16 protein-coding genes and 1 tRNA gene are annotated in these 18,004 nt (G+C 62.6%); 4 read left to right on the forward strand and 13 right to left on the reverse strand.

Annotation, left to right across the window (positions count from 1 at the left end):
* The 6 genes from ACK1VC_RS13970 to ACK1VC_RS13995 all read right to left on the reverse strand — a co-directional run.
* On the reverse strand, positions 1–1,689 hold a 1,689-nt coding region (locus ACK1VC_RS13970), incomplete at its 3' end, for a SulP family inorganic anion transporter (protein ID WP_449117971.1).
* Positions 1,690–1,899: 210 nt separating this feature from the next.
* A tRNA-Gly gene (locus ACK1VC_RS13975) sits at positions 1,900–1,973 on the reverse strand.
* A gap of 110 nt (positions 1,974–2,083) precedes the next feature.
* Positions 2,084–2,971, reverse strand: coding sequence for an alpha/beta fold hydrolase (locus ACK1VC_RS13980; protein ID WP_191086924.1), 888 nt, complete (start codon positions 2,969–2,971; stop codon positions 2,084–2,086).
* 345 nt (positions 2,972–3,316) lie between these two features.
* The gene (locus ACK1VC_RS13985; protein ID WP_016488848.1) at positions 3,317–4,009 is read right to left on the reverse strand and encodes a pseudouridine synthase; all 693 of its coding nucleotides are present in this window, start codon (positions 4,007–4,009) and stop codon (positions 3,317–3,319) included.
* A gap of 9 nt (positions 4,010–4,018) precedes the next feature.
* Entirely contained in the window at positions 4,019–4,231 is a 213-nt protein-coding gene (locus tag ACK1VC_RS13990; protein ID WP_080641083.1) for a cysteine-rich CWC family protein, read from the reverse strand.
* Positions 4,224–5,705, reverse strand: a complete 1,482-nt coding sequence (locus tag ACK1VC_RS13995; protein ID WP_016488847.1) for a sensor domain-containing diguanylate cyclase — start codon at positions 5,703–5,705, stop codon at positions 4,224–4,226. The genes ACK1VC_RS13990 and ACK1VC_RS13995 overlap by 8 nt, the downstream gene beginning before the upstream one ends.
* 212 nt (positions 5,706–5,917) lie before the next feature.
* Here ACK1VC_RS13995 and ACK1VC_RS14000 point away from each other — a divergent pair, with 212 nt between their 5' ends.
* The gene (locus ACK1VC_RS14000; protein WP_016488846.1) at positions 5,918–6,367 is read left to right on the forward strand and encodes a hypothetical protein; all 450 of its coding nucleotides are present in this window, start codon (positions 5,918–5,920) and stop codon (positions 6,365–6,367) included.
* Between the two features lie 30 nt (positions 6,368–6,397).
* On the opposite strand, the gene ACK1VC_RS14005 is transcribed toward ACK1VC_RS14000, so the two are convergent.
* Positions 6,398–7,504: an enoyl-CoA hydratase/isomerase family protein gene (locus tag ACK1VC_RS14005; RefSeq protein WP_016488845.1), complete on the reverse strand. Its 1,107-nt coding sequence runs from the start codon at positions 7,502–7,504 to the stop codon at positions 6,398–6,400.
* 125 nt (positions 7,505–7,629) lie between these two features.
* On the opposite strand from ACK1VC_RS14005, the gene ung reads away from it, so the two are divergent.
* Positions 7,630–8,322: a uracil-DNA glycosylase gene (ung, locus tag ACK1VC_RS14010; RefSeq protein ID WP_016488844.1), complete on the forward strand. Its 693-nt coding sequence runs from the start codon at positions 7,630–7,632 to the stop codon at positions 8,320–8,322.
* Positions 8,323–8,347: 25 nt separating this feature from the next.
* Here the strand turns inward: ung and ACK1VC_RS14015 are convergent, their stop codons facing one another.
* The 6 genes from ACK1VC_RS14015 to ACK1VC_RS14040 form a co-directional block, all read right to left on the reverse strand.
* A complete protein-coding gene (locus ACK1VC_RS14015; protein WP_016488843.1) occupies positions 8,348–10,030 on the reverse strand; it encodes a bifunctional metallophosphatase/5'-nucleotidase in 1,683 nt (560 codons plus the stop codon).
* A gap of 122 nt (positions 10,031–10,152) precedes the next feature.
* Positions 10,153–11,178: an AbrB family transcriptional regulator gene (locus tag ACK1VC_RS14020; protein ID WP_191086923.1), complete on the reverse strand. Its 1,026-nt coding sequence runs from the start codon at positions 11,176–11,178 to the stop codon at positions 10,153–10,155.
* Positions 11,171–12,685: a tripartite tricarboxylate transporter permease gene (locus ACK1VC_RS14025; protein WP_016488841.1), complete on the reverse strand. Its 1,515-nt coding sequence runs from the start codon at positions 12,683–12,685 to the stop codon at positions 11,171–11,173. Before ACK1VC_RS14025 ends, ACK1VC_RS14020 begins: the two co-directional genes overlap by 8 nt.
* Positions 12,686–12,688: 3 nt before the next feature.
* Positions 12,689–13,147, reverse strand: coding sequence for a tripartite tricarboxylate transporter TctB family protein (locus ACK1VC_RS14030; protein WP_016488840.1), 459 nt, complete (start codon positions 13,145–13,147; stop codon positions 12,689–12,691).
* A gap of 199 nt (positions 13,148–13,346) precedes the next feature.
* Positions 13,347–14,327: a Bug family tripartite tricarboxylate transporter substrate binding protein gene (locus tag ACK1VC_RS14035; RefSeq protein WP_070086523.1), complete on the reverse strand. Its 981-nt coding sequence runs from the start codon at positions 14,325–14,327 to the stop codon at positions 13,347–13,349.
* 46 nt (positions 14,328–14,373) lie between these two features.
* A complete protein-coding gene (locus ACK1VC_RS14040) occupies positions 14,374–15,663 on the reverse strand; it encodes an OprD family porin (RefSeq protein ID WP_016488838.1) in 1,290 nt (429 codons plus the stop codon).
* 200 nt (positions 15,664–15,863) lie between these two features.
* Between ACK1VC_RS14040 and ACK1VC_RS14045 the strand changes: the two genes are divergently transcribed.
* Positions 15,864–16,535, forward strand: a complete 672-nt coding sequence (locus ACK1VC_RS14045) for a response regulator (protein ID WP_016488837.1) — start codon at positions 15,864–15,866, stop codon at positions 16,533–16,535.
* Entirely contained in the window at positions 16,528–17,907 is a 1,380-nt protein-coding gene (locus tag ACK1VC_RS14050) for a sensor histidine kinase (protein ID WP_016488836.1), read from the forward strand. Before ACK1VC_RS14045 ends, ACK1VC_RS14050 begins: the two co-directional genes overlap by 8 nt.
* Positions 17,908–18,004 lie beyond the last annotated feature (97 nt).

Below are 18,004 nucleotides of genomic sequence, written 5' to 3' on the forward strand. Positions count from 1 at the left end.
CGGCACACTGCGGTTCCGGTTGCGCCACACCCGGTACGCGCGAATCCCGGCCCGTACCGATCCGAACAGCAGCTTGTCTTCCATTTCCCGCGCCATCCCCGAGCGCACCAGCATGCGCAGGAACGTACCCCGGGCGCGTGCGATGGCAAAGAAGATGCCTTGCGCGGCCAGGGTGTCGCGTACTTCACGCAGGGCAGCGATGCCGCTGACGTCGATGTTGGTGACTGCTTCGGCATCGAACAGCACGGCCTTGGGCTGGTCCTGGCTCTGTACCGCCTCGAGCAGGCGCATCTTGAAGTAGTCGGCGTTGAAGAACAGGATCGCGTCGTCGAAGCGGTACACCACCAGCCCTGGCACGGTGCGCGCGTCCTTGAATTTGCGGATGTCGACCTGGCCTTCGGTCCCAGGCAGCCAGCCCAGTACGGCATCGGTGGGCTGGTAGATGCTGTACAGCAGGCGCAGGATCGCCAGGGTGACGGCAAACACGATACCGGGCAGCACGCCCAGACCCAGTACGCCGACCGTGGTCAGCAGACACAGCCAGAACTCGAAGCGGCTAAGACGCCGGATGCTGCCCAGTGACTTGATGTCGATCAGCCCCCAACCGGCCATGAGCAGCACGGCGCCCAGTGCACCCTGCGGGATCCACGCCATGGGCGCGGTGAAGAACAGCAGGATCAGGGCGATCACCAATGCCGCGATGATGCCCACCAGCTGGCTTTTGCCACCGACCATGTCGTTGACTGCCGTACGCGAGTCGGCGCCGCTGATGGCAAAGCCCTGGGAGATGCCGGCCGCCAGGTTGCTGACGCCCAGGGCGACGAACTCGTGGTTGGCGTTGATCGCATAGCCATGCCGGGCGGCAAAGCTGCGCGCTGTCAGCATCGCGCTGCAGAAGCTGACGGTGGCAATACCCAGGGCGTCGCGCAACAGGCTTTTCATTTCCTCCAGGTTGCTGTGCGGCCAGGCCAGCTGCGGGATGCCGGCAGGTACCGGGCCCAGGACGGCAACGCCGAAGCGGTCAAGGCCGAACAGCCCGGCCAGCAGCATGAACAGCGCCACTACCGTGAGGGCTGCAGGCAGGCGCGGGTAGCGCCGCGGCAGCCAGATCAGCAAGCCCAGGGCGGACAGGCCGATGAGCAACGTGACCCAGTGAATTTCCCCCAGGCGCTGGAAGAAATTGATCAGGCTGAGGATGAAACCGTCGCCTTCGATCTTGAACCCTACTACTTTGGACAGCTGCCCCGCGATCAGGCTCAGGCCGATGCCGTTGAGGTAGCCGATCAGGATTGGCCGCGAGAAGAAGCTGGCGATGAAGCCGGCACGGGCAAGGCCGGCAGCAATCAGCATCACGCCGACCAGCACGGTGACGATTACCGACAGTTCGACGATGCGCTGCGGGTCGCCCATGGCCAGCGGAGCCACAGCACCGGCGATCATCGCGCAGGTGGCGGCATCGGGGCCGACCATCAGTTGCCGCGAGCTGCCGACCAGGGCATAGACCATCATGGGCAGAACGCAGGCATACAGGCCGTATTGTGGCGGCAGGCCGACGATTTGCGCATAGGCGATGGCGATGGGGATCTGGATCGCTGCGACCGAGAGCCCGGCCTGCAGGTCGGCATGCAGCCACTCGCGGCGGTAGTGCAGCAGGTTGGCAAGGCCCGGTAGCCAGCGGGAAAGAAACATGCGTCATCCTTTCGAAATGTTTCACGAATCCATTGAGCATATGCGCCACAAGCCGTTTCGCGTGCACGCGTATACATCCGCAGGGCATTGAAGCGGATCAGCAGGCAATTGGCCATGGGCCAGGTCAACGTGGGGGCAGAAACGAAAAAAGGAGCCAAGGCTCCTTTTGACTGCGATGACGTTGCTGGAACGTCATGCTGGAATGCAATGTGGAGCGGGTAGAGGGAATCGAACCCTCAACTAAAGCTTGGGAAGCTTTCGTTTTGCCACTAAACTATACCCGCGTCTGCGCAGCACTTTTTACCAGAACCCTCCAAGAATTAGAAGCCCAAGTTATAAAAAAGCTTGTCGGCACCCCATGGCTTGCGGGATCAGCTACAGAGTGCCGAGGCGCTCAGATGGCCAACGCATGCTGCCCCTGCTGAACCTGCCGGTAGTGTTGACGAGGCTCACGCGCAGTCGGCTTGAGGAAGCCCAGCAGGGCGCTACGGGTATTTTCGCAGGCGGTCTTGTTTTCCATGTCGAGGAAATGCCCCGCGTCGCGGATCACGCTGAACTGGCTTCTGCCCACATGCTTGCCGAACTGCCGGGCATCTTCGGCCGTGGTGTATTCGTCGCGGTCGCCGTTGACGAACAGTACCGGGATGTCGATATTCCGCGCACCCTCCAGCGCTCGTCCCAGGTCGTGTTGCAGTACCTGGTTGATGTGAAAGTGCATCTGCGCGTATTCGTGGCTGTCCAGGCTGCTGACGTGCCGGTAGTTGAAGCGCTTGAACAGTGACGGCAAGTGCTTGCCGATGGTGTCGTTTACCAGGTTGCCGACCTGATACCGGTCGCAGGCGGCCAGGTACTGGCAGCCACGGTCCAGATAGTCGCGCATCGGCTCGTTGATCACCGGCGAGAACGAACTCACCACTGCCTTCTTCACGTTCCGCGGCTGGTGCGCCAGCGCCAGCAGCGTGCTTGCGCCACCCCACGAGAACGACATTACATGGTCTGCCTGAAAGTGCTCTATCAGCTCCAGGAGGATATGCGACTCGGTCTCCTTGCTGATCAGGCGCTCCTGACGGTTATGCGGCTTGGACTTGCCGGCATATGGCTGGTCGAACAGTACTACATTGAACTGCGGGTGCAGGTTACGTACCGTCTGGGCGAACGAGGCGGTGGTGGCCAGCGAGCCATTGATCAGGATGATCGTATTCTCGGCCGCATCCGCGCGATAGAACTCCGTGTAAACCCGATACTGACCTTGGATATCAAGTACAGCGATTTCTGGCCTCATGTCATCGACTCCTGGCGCAAAAAGGGTATTCGCGTCACCTAGGGTGCACGTTCTTTATGACAGGTAGGCATTTGCCTGAAGAGAAACCGGGGGGCCCTGTGTCGATCCTTGGCACGTGCGTCGACGGTATTGTTTTTGGCGGGCAATTTGCCGTGCCCCAAGGCATCAAGGCTTTGGGTAGCCGGCAAAAAGTGTCTTCGACTGCAAGCGTGACTTGGTAGTCACATGCAGACTGACGATTTGGATTCAAGCAGTGGGTCGCGGATCGCGCAAGTGCCGTTCGGGGGGAAATGTGACTTTTGTCGCTCAGTGGTCGTATGACGACCCTGCACTGTCTGTGCCGGCCTATACAGTGGCTATCTCTGCCGCCGTCAGCTCCCGGAAGTCCCCCGGCGCCAATCCCGGGTCCAGGCGGATCGCTCCCATGCTCTCCCGGTGCAACATCACCACCTTGTTGTCGAAGAACCCGAACATGCGTTTGACCTGGTGATAGCGCCCTTCGACGATCGCCAGCCGAGCCCGGCGCGGGCCGAGGATATCCAGCTGGGCGGGCTGGGTAGTCAGGTTCTCGAAGGCAAAGTAGAAGCCCTCACGGAACCTGGCCACATAGTGCTCGCCAATTTCGTTTTCGGTTTCCACCAGATAATGCTTTGGCAGCTTGGTGGCAGGCTGGGTCAGGCGCCGAGACCATTGGCCATCGTTGGTCAGGAGCATCAACCCGGTGGTGTTGAAATCCAGGCGCCCGGCAATGTGCAGGTCATCACGCAGTGCTGTGGGCAGCAGGTCGAGCACGGTGGGGTGTTGCGGGTCCTGGGTGGCGCTGACACAACCCTGTGGCTTGTGCAGCATCAGGTAACGCGCGGGGCGGCCCGCCTGGAGCAATTGCTCGTCCAGCTCGACACGGTTGAATTCACGCACCTCGGTCAGCGGGTCGCTGACTACTCGGCCATCCAGGCGCACACGGCGTTGCGCCAGCATCAGGCGAACTTGCTGGCGGTTGTGGCAGGGGAGGTTGGCGAGGAAACGGTCGAGGCGCATTGGAGCAGGTCAGTGGGGAGTGGTGGAGCGCAGTTGTGCCTCAACGGCGGCGCAGCGCGGGCACAGGCAGGCTTTGTCCCGCAACTCGGCGGGCAGGGCCTGCAGCACGGCCGGATCGATACTTACGCTATAGCACCAGCAAGCCTGGGTGGCCCGACGCGGGTCGGCCAGGCTGCATTGGTTCAGGGCTCCGCAAGCGGGGCAGTGTTGGCTGTCATTCATGGCGGGTTTCACTGCAGACGCGGTTGCGGCCGGCCTGCTTGGCACGATAAAGCGCACGATCGGCGCGGGTCAGCAGGGCGTGCAGGGTATCCCCTGGCTGCAGGCTGCTCAGGCCGATGCTGATAGTCAGGCGCAGCGGCTGTTCTTCGTAGCTGAAGGTCAACTGTTCGGCACGGCGGCGGATCTTTTCCGCCACCTCGATGGCCTGTCGGCCTTCGGCTTCACGCAGCAGCACGATGAATTCCTCACCGCCCCAGCGGCACAGTATATCTGACTGGCGCAGGCTGCCTTGCAGTACATTGGCGAATTGGCGCAGCACTTCGTCGCCTGCCAGGTGGCCATGGGTGTCGTTCAGCGCCTTGAAGTGGTCCAGGTCGATCAGCAATGCCACCAGCGGCCCACTGTCGCGCTGGGCTTCGTGCAGGGCTTGGGCGGCGAGCAGGTCGAAGCTGCGCCGGTTGGGCAGGCCGGTGAGGCTGTCGAGGGTAGCCAGGGCTTCGGTGCTGGCCTGGTGACGGCGGACCATGGCATGCACCAGCGCCAGGACCACCAGCGTAATCATCGCGCAGATGGCCAGGTTCAGGTACAGAGAGTGGCGGATGCGGTCGAGGGCGCCGGTTTCGCGCTTGTCCACCAACAGGTACCAGTCCAGTTCGGGCAGGTGGCGCACATTCAGGAAGTGGCTGTGGTTGTCGCTGTCGCGGTATTCGTGGCTGCCTTCACCGGGCACCAACTGCTCGGCCAGTACGTCGTTCAGTTCGGGGTTGTCGCTGAGCGGCTGGCCGACCCGCAGACCATGCGGGCCACCTTCCGAGCCGGTCATCAACACCCTGCCCTTGGCGTCGGTGAACACCACCGAACGCTGGTAGCGGCGTTGATACTGGTCGATCAGCTTGACTACCGACGATACGCTCAGCCCGACGCCGGCGGCACCGATGAAGCGGTGCTGGTAGTCGTGCACCTGGTAGTTGATGAAGACCGCCAGGCTGTCCTGGTTGGCCATGTCCAGATCGACGTTGATCTCATAGGGGGCTTTGAGGTCACGCAGGCGGAAATACCAGGCATCTCGCCATGTGCCTGGTTCGACGTGCTTCAGCACGCCTTTGGCCTGGTAATAAGTGAGGGTGCGGTCAGACACGAAAAAGGATGTGGAAGTGTCCTGCTTGCCCATGACTTCGCCAAGGTAGCGCGTCATGCGCTCGGTATCCTGCTCGCCGGACAGCACCCAGTCGCGCAGGAAGGTGTCCTGGGCCATCATCGAGGCGATCAGCACCGGACGGATAAGGTCCTTCTGGATTTCCGAGTAGACCGTGTCGGAAGTCAGCGGCAGTTCGGTATTGATGATGCCGTCGCGAATGGCGCTGCGCGAGGCGAAGTAGCTGAGCAGTGAAGTGGCGAGGAAGCCGCAGGCCAGTAGCACCAGCAGGGTAAAGATCAGCGAGCGCTGCGAAAACAGAGCGGAACGTAACGGCATGATCTTCCCGTGATGTGTGCCAGGGCGCCCATTCTAGTGAGATGGCCGGCAAATGACTGCAAGTTTTTTGGGGTTATCGCACCTGTATCAAATTATTGCATAAACGGCACTGCACCTCGGCTTCGCGGTCTTATTCAGTGTCGATGAACGCGTTATGCATCGATGCTCGCCAGCGCCGCTGTTCGGGCACTCCAGCGGTCCAGGAGGCCGCCATGTACTCTCGAATCCTGTTGATCGCCCTCTTGGGGCTGATGACTTCTGCCTGCGCCCCGTACTACGAGAGCGGGGGCTATTATCGCTCGGATTACTACTCTACCGACCGCTACGTGTCGCCAGGGTACTACCGCTATGACCGTTACTACGTGGCGCCGCAACCGCGCTATTACTACCAGCCGGCACCGCGTTATTACTATCGGTCGGCGCCCGCGCCGCAATACCGGCCGTATCCGCAGCCGGGTGTGAACCAGTGGCACGGCAACCCGCGCTATGACTATGGCAACCGCAATCGGCAGGACTACAGGCAGGATCGGGACCGGCATGATTATCGTGATGGCAGCCAGCGCTACCAGCACGGCGACTGGCACTCCAATGGGCAGGGTAATGATGGCGGACGCCGGGATGGCCGACCTGGGCAAGGGCGAGGCGGAAACTGGCAGCGTTAGTTGAATGAACGCTGCCCCAGATCCTTGAAGTCAACTCAGATCCGCCAATGGATGCCGCCCCTCCCACGCCTTGGAAAAATGCGCCTCGACTACCGCCGCCGGCACCTGAGCCACATCCGGCCAGTGCCAGCGGGGGTGGTTGTCCTTGTCCAGCAAGCGGGCTCGCACGCCTTCGCTGAATTCCGGGTGGCGGCAGCAATTCAGGCTCATGCAGTATTCCATCTGGAACACTTGCGCCAAAGACAGGTGCTGCGCCCGGCGAATCTGTTCCCACACCAGGTGCGCGGTCAGCGGGCAGCCGTCGTGCAGCCGCTGGCCTGCTTCTGCAAGCAGTGGGTCGTCATGGTGCTTGAGCCCCTCCAACGCCCGCCAGGCCGCTGCAGCATCGGCCACATCCAGCAACGCATCGATCACCTGCCGCCGTGGCAGCCACTGGGCTTCGGGCAGCTCGGCGCAGGCGCGGTGCTGTTCGGCCTTGAGCAGGCTGTTCAATTGCAGGGCGGTCTGCTCCTGCCAGTTCAGTTGCAGCAGCTCTTCGATCAGTGCCTCTTGCTGGTGCTCCCCAAAAAAGCGGTCCGCCAGGCCCAGATCGAGGGCGTCGCGTGCATTGATCGGCGCTCCGGTCAGCCCCAGAAACAACCCCAGCTTGCCGGGCAGCCGGGCGAGGAACCAACTGGCACCCACGTCGGGGTACAGGCCGATACTGATTTCCGGCATCGCCAACCGGCTACTGGGTGTGACAATGCGTACATTGGCGCCCTGCAGCAGCCCCATGCCGCCGCCCAGCACATGCCCATGGCCCCAGCACAGCAGCGGCTTGGGGTAGGTGTGCAGGGTGTAATCCAGGCGGTATTCGGCGGCGAAGAACGTGGCGGCCAAGGGCGGCACGCTGCCGGGGTGCTCACGGCAAGCCTGCACCAGTGCCCGCACATCGCCCCCGGCGCAGAATGCTTTGCTGCCGTTACCGCGCAGCAGCACGCAGACGACCCCAGGGTCGCGCGCCCAGTCATGCAGTTGTTCGCCCAGCACCTCGATCATGGGCAGGTTCAAGGCATTGAGCGCCTTGGGCGCATCCAGGGTTGCGATGCCGATGCGGGCGCCGTCGGCGCCGGTGAGTACCTCACAATGAATGGCCATGGACTACCTCGCTCAGTCATCGCACAAGTATGGCCTGCCTGCCCGAACATGCCGGTCGTCGGTCGGATCGTTTGACAAGCGGGATGGGCTTACCTAGTGTCGCGCCATTGTTTACGGATGCCCCCATGACTGACGACGATCGCATCAAACTCGAACCCAGCTGGAAAGCCGCACTGCGCGCTGAATTCGACCAGCCCTACATGCATCAACTGCGCGAGTTCCTGCGCAGCGAGCGGGCCGCCGGGAAGGAAATCTACCCGCCAGGGCCGCTGATCTTCAATGCGCTCAACTCGACACCGCTGGATCAGGTGAAGGTGGTCATACTCGGCCAGGACCCCTATCACGGGCCGGGCCAGGCGCACGGCCTGTGTTTCTCGGTGCAGCCGGGCGTGGCCACGCCGCCGTCGCTGGTCAATATCTACAAGGAATTGCAGCGCGACCTGAACATCCCGATCGCCAGCCACGGCTACCTGCAGAGCTGGGCCGAGCAGGGCGTCCTGCTGCTCAACACCACCATGACTGTGGAGCGTGCCAATGCCGCGTCGCATGCCAAGAAGGGTTGGGAGTTGTTTACCGATCGGGTGATCCAGGTGGTCAGCGAGCAGTGCCCGAACGTGGTGTTCCTGTTGTGGGGGGCGCATGCGCAAAGCAAGCAGAAGCTGATCGACGGGACCAAGCACCTGGTGCTGAAGTCGGTGCATCCGTCGCCGTTGTCCGCTTACCGCGGGTTTCTGGGGTGTGGGCATTTCAGCCGGGCCAACAGCTTCCTGGAGCAGCGGGGGCTTGTGCCCATTGACTGGGCACTGCCCCCGTTGTGAAAAACCCAGTGGGGTACGTGATTGCTCAGGGGGTCATGCTGATACGTGGCTCGCCGCTTTGGCCAATTGCAACACCCCGCGCATGGTTCTGGCGCACATACGCAACCAAGGCCTCCACGTCGGAGATGCCAGCGTCCTGACGTTGCCTTCCTTCCTTGAGCGTGGTCAAACCACCGCCACCATCGGCCAGGAACAGATTGCTGACCACCCGGTAATAGGTCGATGGTTCAACGCGTTTACCGTCGAGACGTACACTTTCCTCGACAACCCGGCTGCCAGCCGGCCGTGATCCATCCCATTCATAATGGAAACCTTTGGATACTTGCAGTGGATTGAAATTGCCCCTGTTCCATTGAAGGTTGAGCAGTTCAATGATCTGCTTGCCTGTCAGCTCCTGAACCACCAGTGGGTTATCGAACGGTTGTACGGCGAATAACTGTTCGTAGGTCAGGTCACTGTTGGCAGGCTGTATAAGATCACTTCGCAACCCACCCAGATTGAGGAAGGCAATCTGTGTCTGAAATGCCTGGGTCATGGCCAGTTGGGCATCCGTGACGAAGTTCCCCAAGGTGGTTTCACCGGCGGCATTTACTTTGCGGTTAAGCTCTGCTGTGGCGATGCGGCCTATGGGTTCGAGCAATTTTTCCCCGGAGCGGTGACGCACTTCTTCCAGCAAGCTGGTCAACTTGGCATTCGGCACGTAAGCCTGCGGATCTACCGGAAGATTGCGGGCGGTGATGGTTTTGACGTTATGGGTTCCTGGCGTTACCTCCAACTTCAACTGGGTCATGAAGTGGCCGTATTTGCCAGCCTGGGTAATGCTCAGGTCACCGACCTTGCATTGATAGCTGGCATGCGAATGGCCGCTGATCACGGCATCTACTGCGGGATCCAGCCGTTTCGCCACGTTTACGATTGCGCCATCCAGCTGGCTGCAATCCTGCTTGTCGAACGGCTCGGAGGTATGTCCCCCCTGGTGCATGACTGCAATGATTGCATTGACGCCTTTGGCTTTCAGCTCCGGAATCACTTCATTGATGGCGTGCGCTTCATCCGTGGCTTTGAGCCCTGCGAATGCTTTCGCCGAGACCACTTTTTCCATGTTCCGCGGCACTGCACCGACAAACGCTATCTTGACGCCTTTTACCTCCTGGATATGGTAGGCCGGCAGCAAGCGTTTGCCCGTCGTGGTATCGATCAGGTTGGAGGCTATGTAAGGGAAGCCACTTCCTGGAAAGGTGCCGCGGAACTTGCACGCCTTTTCCGGGCGCGTTGATTCGCATCCTCCGTGAATCTGGCGGAGGAACTCCGCCTTGCCGGCATCCAGTTCGTGGTTCCCGGATGAGCTGACAATCATGCCCATCGAGTTCAGGGCCTCAAGCACTGGCTCGTCAGCCCAGAGCGCTGAAGTTGCGGGGCTGCCCCCTATCAGGTCGCCCGCCCCAATGAACAGCAGTTCGGGGTCTTGCTTTCGCAGTTCATCGAGCATGGCGCCGAGTGTGGCAATGCCGCCATAAGTCAGGCGGGTAACACCCTGCGCGCTGGGGTAGTCTTGAGGGTTGGGTTCCATGTAACCATGAAGATCATTGATGGCGACCACGTTGATCTGGACGGGTGCAGGTGACTCTGCGGCAAGACTGCCTCCACTGAAGGCAAGGCAAGCCCAGGCAATGGCCGAGCGACAGTTGCAAGAAAGACGGACCTTCATCATTACCTCTTGAGTGCCGGGAAGTGTGTGGGTTTGCCGCCGATGAGGGCAGCAAACCGACTCTATTCACCCAGGCACTGGGCAAGTGGTAACTATCTATTTTCAGGGGGCTTGCAGCGCGATTACCTGTTATCCCACAAGCGGAAAAGCGGTTCTGCGAGAAACAACACCAAGATCAACCGCATCACCTGCAGCGCCGTCACCAGCGGCACTGACAATTGCAACGTTTCGGCCGTGAGGCTCATTTCGGCGATACCTCCAGGCATCATGCCCAGGGTAAGCGAACGAAGGTCCAGCGCTGTCATCGCACTCAACACCCACGCGGCACTGCCGGCAATGGCCATGCACAGTGCCGTGGCCAGCAGCGTGCGGGCCAGAAACGACGGGGCCCGGCGGAAGAATGCGCGGTTGAAGTGACAGGCCAGGCCGCTGCCGATCAGCCACTGGCCGATCTGGCTGGCGCCATTGGGCAGGGCGATCTGCAGGTTACCGGCCAGGCTGACGGTGGCCGCCACCAGTAATGGCCCGAACAGCCAGGGGTTGGGTTGGCGCAACCGTTGCCAAAGGAATGCCACGGCGATGCCGAGCGGAGTGATCACCCCCAGCCAGCCCCAGCTGACGCTACCGGCGTGATTGAGCGGCACCCCGTCACCCAGCAGAAACTTGAACAGCGCGGGCACGCACAGCACCACCGCCAGTACCCGCAGGCTCTGCGCCGCCGCCACCTGGCTGAGCACTGCACCGTTACGGGCCCCCAGGTTGACCATCTCACCCGAGCCTCCAGGCATGCTGGCGAAGAATGCCGTGGCGCGGTCTTCACCGGTGCGCCGTAGCAGCCACACGCTGATTACGCTGGACAGGGTGGTGAACAGGGCGCCGAAGAGGATCAGCGCAAAATGGCTGCCCACCTGTTCGATCACCGCTGGCGTAAAGTGCAGGCCAATGCCGATGCCGATGATGCACTGCCCGCATTTGCGGCCGTTGGGAATCTCCGGCAGTTGCCAAGGTGTCAGGCAGCGCACCAGTATGATCGCCAGCAGCGAACCCACCATCCATGGCAAAGGCCAGCCGACCTTGCTGGCGAGGTAACCGCCAGCAAGGCCGACCAGCCCGGTTGCGACAAACAGCGGCAACGGTCGATCAGGCATCGGCCAGGGCCCGACGCTGCAGGCTGCGTTTGCGCCAGATGCGCAGCAGCGGCAGGGTAAGCATCAACACCACCAGCGCCCATACGCCCATGCTGATCGGGCTCGACCAGAGGATGCCCAGTTCACCGTTGGAGATCGACAGTGCGCGGCGCAGGTTCTGCTCCATCAGCCCGCCCAGGATGAAGCCGAGCAGGATCGGCGACAGCGGGAAGTCCAGCTTGCGCAGGATGTAACCCATGATGCCGATGCCGACCATCAGGAACAGGTCGAAGGTGGTGGCATGCACGGCGTATACGCCGATGGCCGTGATGATGGCGATCACCGGCACCAGCGCCCAGTTCGGCACGGCGAGGATACGGGTGAAGATGCGGATCATCGGAATGTTGAGGATCACCAGCATGATGTTGGCGATGAACAGCGAAGCGATCAGGCCCCAGACAATGTCCGGCTGCTGTTCGAACAGCATTGGGCCGGGGGTGATGTTGTACAGGGTCAGGGCGCCGATCATCACTGCGGTAGTGCCAGAGCCAGGTACCCCCAGGGTCAGCATCGGGACCAGCGCGCCACAGCAGGACGCGCCGATGGCGGTTTCCGGGGCTGCCAGGCCACGGGCATCGCCCTTGCCGAACTTGCCGCTTTCCCCAGCCAGGCGTTTCTCGGTCATGTAGGCCACGGCGCTCGCCAGCGTTGCACCGGCGCCAGGCAGAACGCCCATGATGAAACCGAGCAGGCCGCAGCGGATGTTGACCACAAATACCGAAGCCGCTTCCTTGAAGTTGAACAGCATGCGCCCGGTCGCTTTTACCGCCTGGTGACCATGGTGGGTCTTTTCCAGCAGCAACAGGATTTCACTGATGGAGAACAGGCCCAGCACCAGCACCACGAACTGGATACCGTCGGCCAGGTGCACGCTGTCACCAGTGAAGCGGTAAACGCCGCTGTTGGCATCGATGCCGACGGCCGACAGGAACAGGCCGATCAGGGCGGCAATGAAGGTTTTCAACGGTTTGTCACCCGCCATGCCGCCCAGGGCGACAATGGCGAACACCATCAGTACGAAGTATTCCGCCGGCCCGAAGGCGATGGCCCATTTCGCCAGCAGCGGGGCGAACAGCACCATGCCGCAGGTGGCGATGAAGGCGCCGATGAACGAGCTCCAGGCCGACAGCGACAGGGCAACGCCTGCCAGGCCTTGGCGAGCCATCGGGTAGCCGTCCAGGGTGGTCATCACGGTCGAGGCTTCGCCCGGGATGTTCAGCAGGATCGAGCTGATACGTCCGCCGTATTCGCAGCCCAGGTACACCGCGGCCAGCAGGATCAGCGCCGACTCTGGCGGCAGGCCCAGGGCGAAGGCGATGGGGATCAGCAGGGCCACGCCGTTGATCGGGCCCAGGCCCGGCAGCAGGCCGACCACAGTGCCGATCAGGGTGCCGGAGAGGGCGGTGACCAGGTTGTAAGGGGACAGGGCAACGCCGAAGCCCTGGCCCAGGTAGCTCAAGGTATCCATGTGTCAGTTCTCCAGTACGCTGAGCAGGCCAAGGGGCAGGGGCACGTCCATCACGCGGTCGAACAGCCAGTAGAGAAGCAGGCTCATGCCGGCTACCACGATGGCGCTCTGCAGCCAGCGGCCGCCATACAACCGGGCCATGGGCAGGCCGACCAGGATGGCGCTGAGGATGAAGCCCAGGGCTTCGAAGGTGGCCGCGAAGACGATCAGCAGGCCTACGCAGGCGGTGATCTTGGTCAGGGTTTCGCGGTCCAGTTCCGGTTCGTCGTCCTTGCGCACGATGGGCGTGGGGCGGAACACCAGGTACAAGAGGCCCAGGCTCATGAGGCCAAGCATCAGCAGTGGGTAGGCGCGCGGGCCTACCGGTTCATAGGAAAACGCCGCCTGGTAGGGCCAGGCCATCACGGCCAGGGCGGCGCACACCGCCAGCAGGGCCAGGGCGAAGATGCGTTGCAGGATCATTGGGGAATCCTCGTTGGGATTGCTCAAGTGAGATGCAAGTCCTGTAGGAGCGGCCTTGTGTCGCGATGGGCCGCACAGCGGCCCCTGGCAAAGCCGATACGATGCTTCGGGCACATCGCATCGGCAGGTTTAGCGGCCGCTTCGCGCCCGATCGCGACACAAGGCCGCTCCCACAGGGGTGGTGGTGAATCCGACAGGCTTACTGGATCAGGCCAAATTCCCTGGCCAGTGCCTTGTAGTCGGCCACTTGCTTCTTCACGTAGCCGTCCAGCTCTTCGCCGGTCATGGCGAACGGGAACAGCTCGCGCTGGTCACGCAGCTTGGCGAAGTCTTCCGAAGCCAGCATCTTGTCGAACGAAGCCTTCCACCAGGCATAGTCCTCGTCGCTCACCTTTGGCCCAAGGTAGAAGCCGCGCACTACCGGCCAGACGATGTCGTAGCCTTGCTCCTTGGCGGTGGGGATGTCTTTCATCTCGGGCTCGTCCAGGCGGTTTTGCGAAAACACTGCAAGGATGCGCATGTTGCCGCTCTGAATGTGCGGCATGGAGTCGGAAATGTCGGTAGAGCCGACCTGGATGTGACCGCCCAGCAGCGCCGTGGCAATTTCGCCACCGCCTTCCAGGGCCACGTAGCGCAGGTCACGCGGGTTGATGCCGGCAGCCTTGGCGATCAAGGCAGTCTGCATCCAGTCCTGGCTGCCGACGGTGCCGCCAGAGCCGATCACCACCTTGCTCGGGTCTTTTTTCAATGCCGCGACCAGGTCGTCGAGGGTCTTGTAGGGCGAGTCGCTTTTCACGGCGATGGCGCCGTAGCTGGTGCCGACAGCCGCCAGCCACTTCACTGCGTTTTCGTCGAAGCGGCCGAACTTGCCTTGGGCCAGGTTCAGCAGTGAGCCGCTCGACCAGGCCACCAGGGTACCGGCATCGGCCGGGCGTTGGGCGACCACGGCGTTGTAGGCCACCGCGCCAACACCGCCGGGCATGTAGGTGACGCGCATGGGTTTGCTGAGGATCTTTTCCTGCACCAGGGCGCTTTGCACCAGCTTGCAGGTCAGGTCGAAGCCACCGCCCGGCGAGGCGGGGGCGATGCATTCAGGGCGTTTCGGTTCGGCGGCCAGAGCGTTGCCGGCCAACAGCAGGCAGCCGGTAGCGAGAACGAGGCGGCGCAGTGAAAAGGTCATCGTCTATCTCCGTGAGCGTTGTTGTTATTGGATTACCGCTATGGGGTTACCACAGCGCCACGCTGTAGCTGACCAACAGCCTCACTTCGTCCGCGTCGCGGGCGAAGTTGGAGCGGAAGGTGGCGTTGCGCAGGCGCACGGCGACGTTCTTCAACGGGCCGCTTTGTACCACGTACTTCAGTTCGGTGTTGCGTTCCCACTCTTTGCCTTCACCACCGGTCGCGCGGCTGACATTGTCACCGCTGATGTAGCGGGTCATGAAGGTCAGGCCGGGTACGCCGAGCGCGGCAAAGTTGTAGTCGTAACGCGCCTGCCAGGAACGCTCGTCGGCACCGGCGAAGTCGTTGATCTGGACGAAGTTGACCAGGTACGGGTCGGCGCCATCGACATACGGGAAGGCGCTGTCGCCCGACAGCTGCTGCCAGGCAGCGCTGACCTTGTGCCCGCCCAGGGCGTAGCTGAGCATGCCGTTGATGGTGGTGTTGTCGATGTTGCCGGCCTTGGCAGCGCCAGCATCGTCGCTCACCGCCAGGCGCAGGTCGGCACCGAAGGTGCCCGGGCCCCAGGGTTGGGTGGCGACCATGCCGATAAAGTGCTGGCGGTAGATATCGTCGAGCTGGGCGAAGTGGTAGCTGCCAGTGATGCGGTCGGTGAACTGGTAGTCCAGGCCGCCCAGGGTCAGGTTGTCGGCGCTGAAGGTGCCACCGAAGCGGCCATTCTTGTTGTTCAGCGCCAGGTCTTCCCAGTTGGTGTCGTTGCGGTCCTTGGCCTTGTCCAGGCGCCCGCCGGTGAAGGTCAGGCCCTTGATTTCCCTGGACGTGAGCAGGCCGCCTTCGAAGGTTTGCGGCAGGATGCGCCCGTCGTTGGGCTGCAGAGTCGGCAGTTCAGGGATCAGGGTGCCGATTTTCAGCTCGGTCTGGGAGAGCTTTACTTTGCCGGTCAGGCCCAGCTTGGAGTATTCGTCGGCGGCCTTGCCGTCATCGTGGGTCGGCAGCAGGCCGGTATCGGTGCGGTCGGGGCTGGAGTCGAGCTTGACGCCGAGCATGCCCAATGCGTCCAGGCCAAAGCCTACGGTGCCATCGGTATAGCCGGACTCAAAATTGAGGATGAAGCCCTGGGCCCACTCGTCGCGCTTGGATTGTTGCGCGCTGGTACCGTCGCGAAAGTCGCGGTTGAAGTACATGTTGCGGGTTTCGAAGGTGGCCGTGCTGTCTTCGAAGAAGGCGGCCTGGCTCATCGGGGCGACACCGGCAAGCGCGAGGGCGCTGGCGATGGCTGAGGGGCGTGCGGCAAAGGAACGGGTAGGCGTGAACGCCTGCGGCTGCGATGACAGCATCGTCGATGACTCCGTTTATTGTTCTTATTTGTTGCACCTTGCTGGTGCTTTTTTCGGCGCGAGGAGCGACCGTGGTGCGATGCTAGGCAACGAACCTTTCGCTAACCTTTCAGTGAGAAAGGTTTGTTACAAGGGGCTTCACAGGCCTGAGGACAGCGGTACACTCCGCGCCACCGCCCCACCCGAGCAGGGAGAAACCGATGCGTGTGCTGCTGGTCGAAGACCACCTGCAACTGGCCGAAAGCGTGGCCCAGGCCTTGAAAAGCCACGGCCTGACCGTGGATGTGCTGCATGACGGCGTGGCTGCCGACCTGGCTCTGGCCAGTGAGGAGTACGCCGTGGTTGTGCTGGATGTCGGCTTGCCGCGCATGGATGGCTTCGAGGTGCTGGCGCGCCTGCGTGGCCGTGGCAAGACCGTGCCGGTGCTGATGCTGACGGCGCGCAGTGACGTCAAGGACCGGGTCCATGGCCTTAACCTGGGCGCCGACGACTACCTGGCCAAACCGTTCGAGTTGACCGAGCTGGAAGCACGGGTCAAGGCCCTGCTGCGCCGCAGTGTGCTTGGTGGCGAGCGTCAGCAACGCTGCGGGCCGCTGGTTTACGACCTGGATACCCGGCGCTTCACCCTCGGTGACGACAACCTGACCCTGACCTCGCGTGAGCAAAGCGTGCTGGAAGCGCTGATCGCCCGCCCGGGCCGGGTGATGAGCAAGGAGCAGTTGGCGGCGCAGGTGTTTGGCCTGGACGAAGAGGCCAGCCCCGACGCCATCGAAATCTACATCCACCGCTTGCGCAAGAAGCTTGACGGCCACCCGGTGGCCATCGTCACCTTCCGCGGCCTGGGCTACCTGCTAGAGCACCGCGATGCGTGACAACGGCAGCCTGCGCGGGCGCTTGCTGGGTAATCTGGCGCTGCTGCTGGTAGTGCTGATGCTGGCCAGCGGCCTGAGCGCTTACTGGAATGGCCGCGAGGCCGCCGACACTGCCTACGACCGCACCCTGCTGGCCTCGGCGCGGACCATCGCCGCCGGCCTGTCGCAGCGTGACGGTTCGCTGAGCGCGGATGTGCCCTACGTGGCGCTGGACACCTTCGCCTACGACAGTGCCGGGCGTATCTACTACCAGGTACTGGACATCAAGCAGCGGCTGATTTCCGGCTATGAGAACCTGCCGCCGCCGCCGCCAGGCACCCCACGCACCGATGACTACCCGGCCCTGGCACGGTTCTACAACGCCACCTACCTTGGCCAGGATGTACGGGTGGTCAGCCTGCTGAAGGCAGTGAGCGAGCCCAACATGAACGGCATGGCGGAGATCCGCGTAGCCGAAACCGAGGAGGCGCGGGTGCGCATGGCCCGTGGGCTGATGGCCGATACCCTGCTGCGTTTGGGCATGCTGGCGCTGGGCGCGCTGGTGATGGTGTGGTTTGCCGTGAGCGCGGCGTTGCGGCCGCTGGAGCGCCTGCGCACGGCGGTGGAGGAGCGCCAACCGGATGATTTGCGGGCCTTGCCGGTGGTGCAGGTGCAGCGCGAGCTGAGCCCGTTGGTGCGAGCCTTGAACCACTTTACCGAGCGCTTGCGCGGCCAGTTCGAGCGCCAGGCGCAGTTCATCGCCGACGCCGCCCATGAACTGCGTACGCCGCTGGCAGCTCTGAAGGCGCGGGTCGAGTTGGGGTTGCGCTCGTCCGAGCCGCAGGAGTGGCGGCAGACCTTGGAATCTGCCGCCCAGGGCACCGACAAGCTGACCCACCTCGCTAACCAGCTGTTGTCATTGGCGCGGGTCGAGAACGGTGCACGGGCAATTGCCGAAGGCGGTGCGCAGCGCCTGGACCTGAGCCAGCTGGCCCGTGAGCTGGGCATGGCCATGGCGCCCCTGGCGCACAAGCGCGGGGTGGCGCTGGCCCTGGAGGCCGAGGCCCCCGTATGGCTCAAGGGTGAACCGACGCTGCTCAACGAGCTGTTGAGCAACCTGGTGGACAATGCCCTGGCGCATACGCCGGCGGGGGGCAATGTGATTTTGCGGGTGGTGGCGCCGGCTGTGCTGGAGGTAGAGGATGATGGGCCAGGTATTCCCGAGGCTGAGCGCGAGCGGGTGTTCGAGCGGTTTTACCGGCGCAGTGCGCAGGGTAGCGGGCTTGGCCTGGCGATTGTCGGCGAGATCTGCCGGGCGCATCTGGCGCAGGTGAGCCTGCATGATGGCGAGAAGGGCGGGTTGCGGGTACGAGTGAGTTTTATCGCCGATTGATGTGTTGATTCCGCTGGCCCTATCGCCGGCAAGCCAGCTCCCACAGGACTCCACATGGCTTGAGGTCAAGGCAGTCGAAGTGGGAGCTGGCTTGCCG

The organism is Pseudomonas sp. XP2 (assembly GCF_053557975.1).

Bases quoted from the DNA above. Each gene is read 5' to 3' on its own strand.
- ACK1VC_RS13980 (WP_191086924.1), bottom strand. From the start codon at position 2,971: ATGAGGCCAGAAATCGCTGTACTTGATATCCAAGGTCAGTATCGGGTT.
- ACK1VC_RS13985 (WP_016488848.1), bottom strand. From the start codon at position 4,009: ATGCGCCTCGACCGTTTCCTCGCCAACCTCCCCTGCCACAACCGCCAG.
- ACK1VC_RS13990 (WP_080641083.1), bottom strand. From the start codon at position 4,231: ATGAATGACAGCCAACACTGCCCCGCTTGCGGAGCCCTGAACCAATGC.
- ACK1VC_RS13995 (WP_016488847.1), bottom strand. From the start codon at position 5,705: ATGCCGTTACGTTCCGCTCTGTTTTCGCAGCGCTCGCTGATCTTTACC.
- ACK1VC_RS14000 (WP_016488846.1), top strand. From the start codon at position 5,918: ATGTACTCTCGAATCCTGTTGATCGCCCTCTTGGGGCTGATGACTTCT.
- ACK1VC_RS14005 (WP_016488845.1), bottom strand. From the start codon at position 7,504: ATGGCCATTCATTGTGAGGTACTCACCGGCGCCGACGGCGCCCGCATC.
- ung (WP_016488844.1), top strand. From the start codon at position 7,630: ATGACTGACGACGATCGCATCAAACTCGAACCCAGCTGGAAAGCCGCA.
- ACK1VC_RS14015 (WP_016488843.1), bottom strand. From the start codon at position 10,030: ATGAAGGTCCGTCTTTCTTGCAACTGTCGCTCGGCCATTGCCTGGGCT.
- ACK1VC_RS14020 (WP_191086923.1), bottom strand. From the start codon at position 11,178: ATGCCTGATCGACCGTTGCCGCTGTTTGTCGCAACCGGGCTGGTCGGC.
- ACK1VC_RS14025 (WP_016488841.1), bottom strand. From the start codon at position 12,685: ATGGATACCTTGAGCTACCTGGGCCAGGGCTTCGGCGTTGCCCTGTCC.
- ACK1VC_RS14030 (WP_016488840.1), bottom strand. From the start codon at position 13,147: ATGATCCTGCAACGCATCTTCGCCCTGGCCCTGCTGGCGGTGTGCGCC.
- ACK1VC_RS14035 (WP_070086523.1), bottom strand. From the start codon at position 14,327: ATGACCTTTTCACTGCGCCGCCTCGTTCTCGCTACCGGCTGCCTGCTG.
- ACK1VC_RS14040 (WP_016488838.1), bottom strand. From the start codon at position 15,663: ATGCTGTCATCGCAGCCGCAGGCGTTCACGCCTACCCGTTCCTTTGCC.
- ACK1VC_RS14045 (WP_016488837.1), top strand. From the start codon at position 15,864: ATGCGTGTGCTGCTGGTCGAAGACCACCTGCAACTGGCCGAAAGCGTG.
- ACK1VC_RS14050 (WP_016488836.1), top strand. From the start codon at position 16,528: ATGCGTGACAACGGCAGCCTGCGCGGGCGCTTGCTGGGTAATCTGGCG.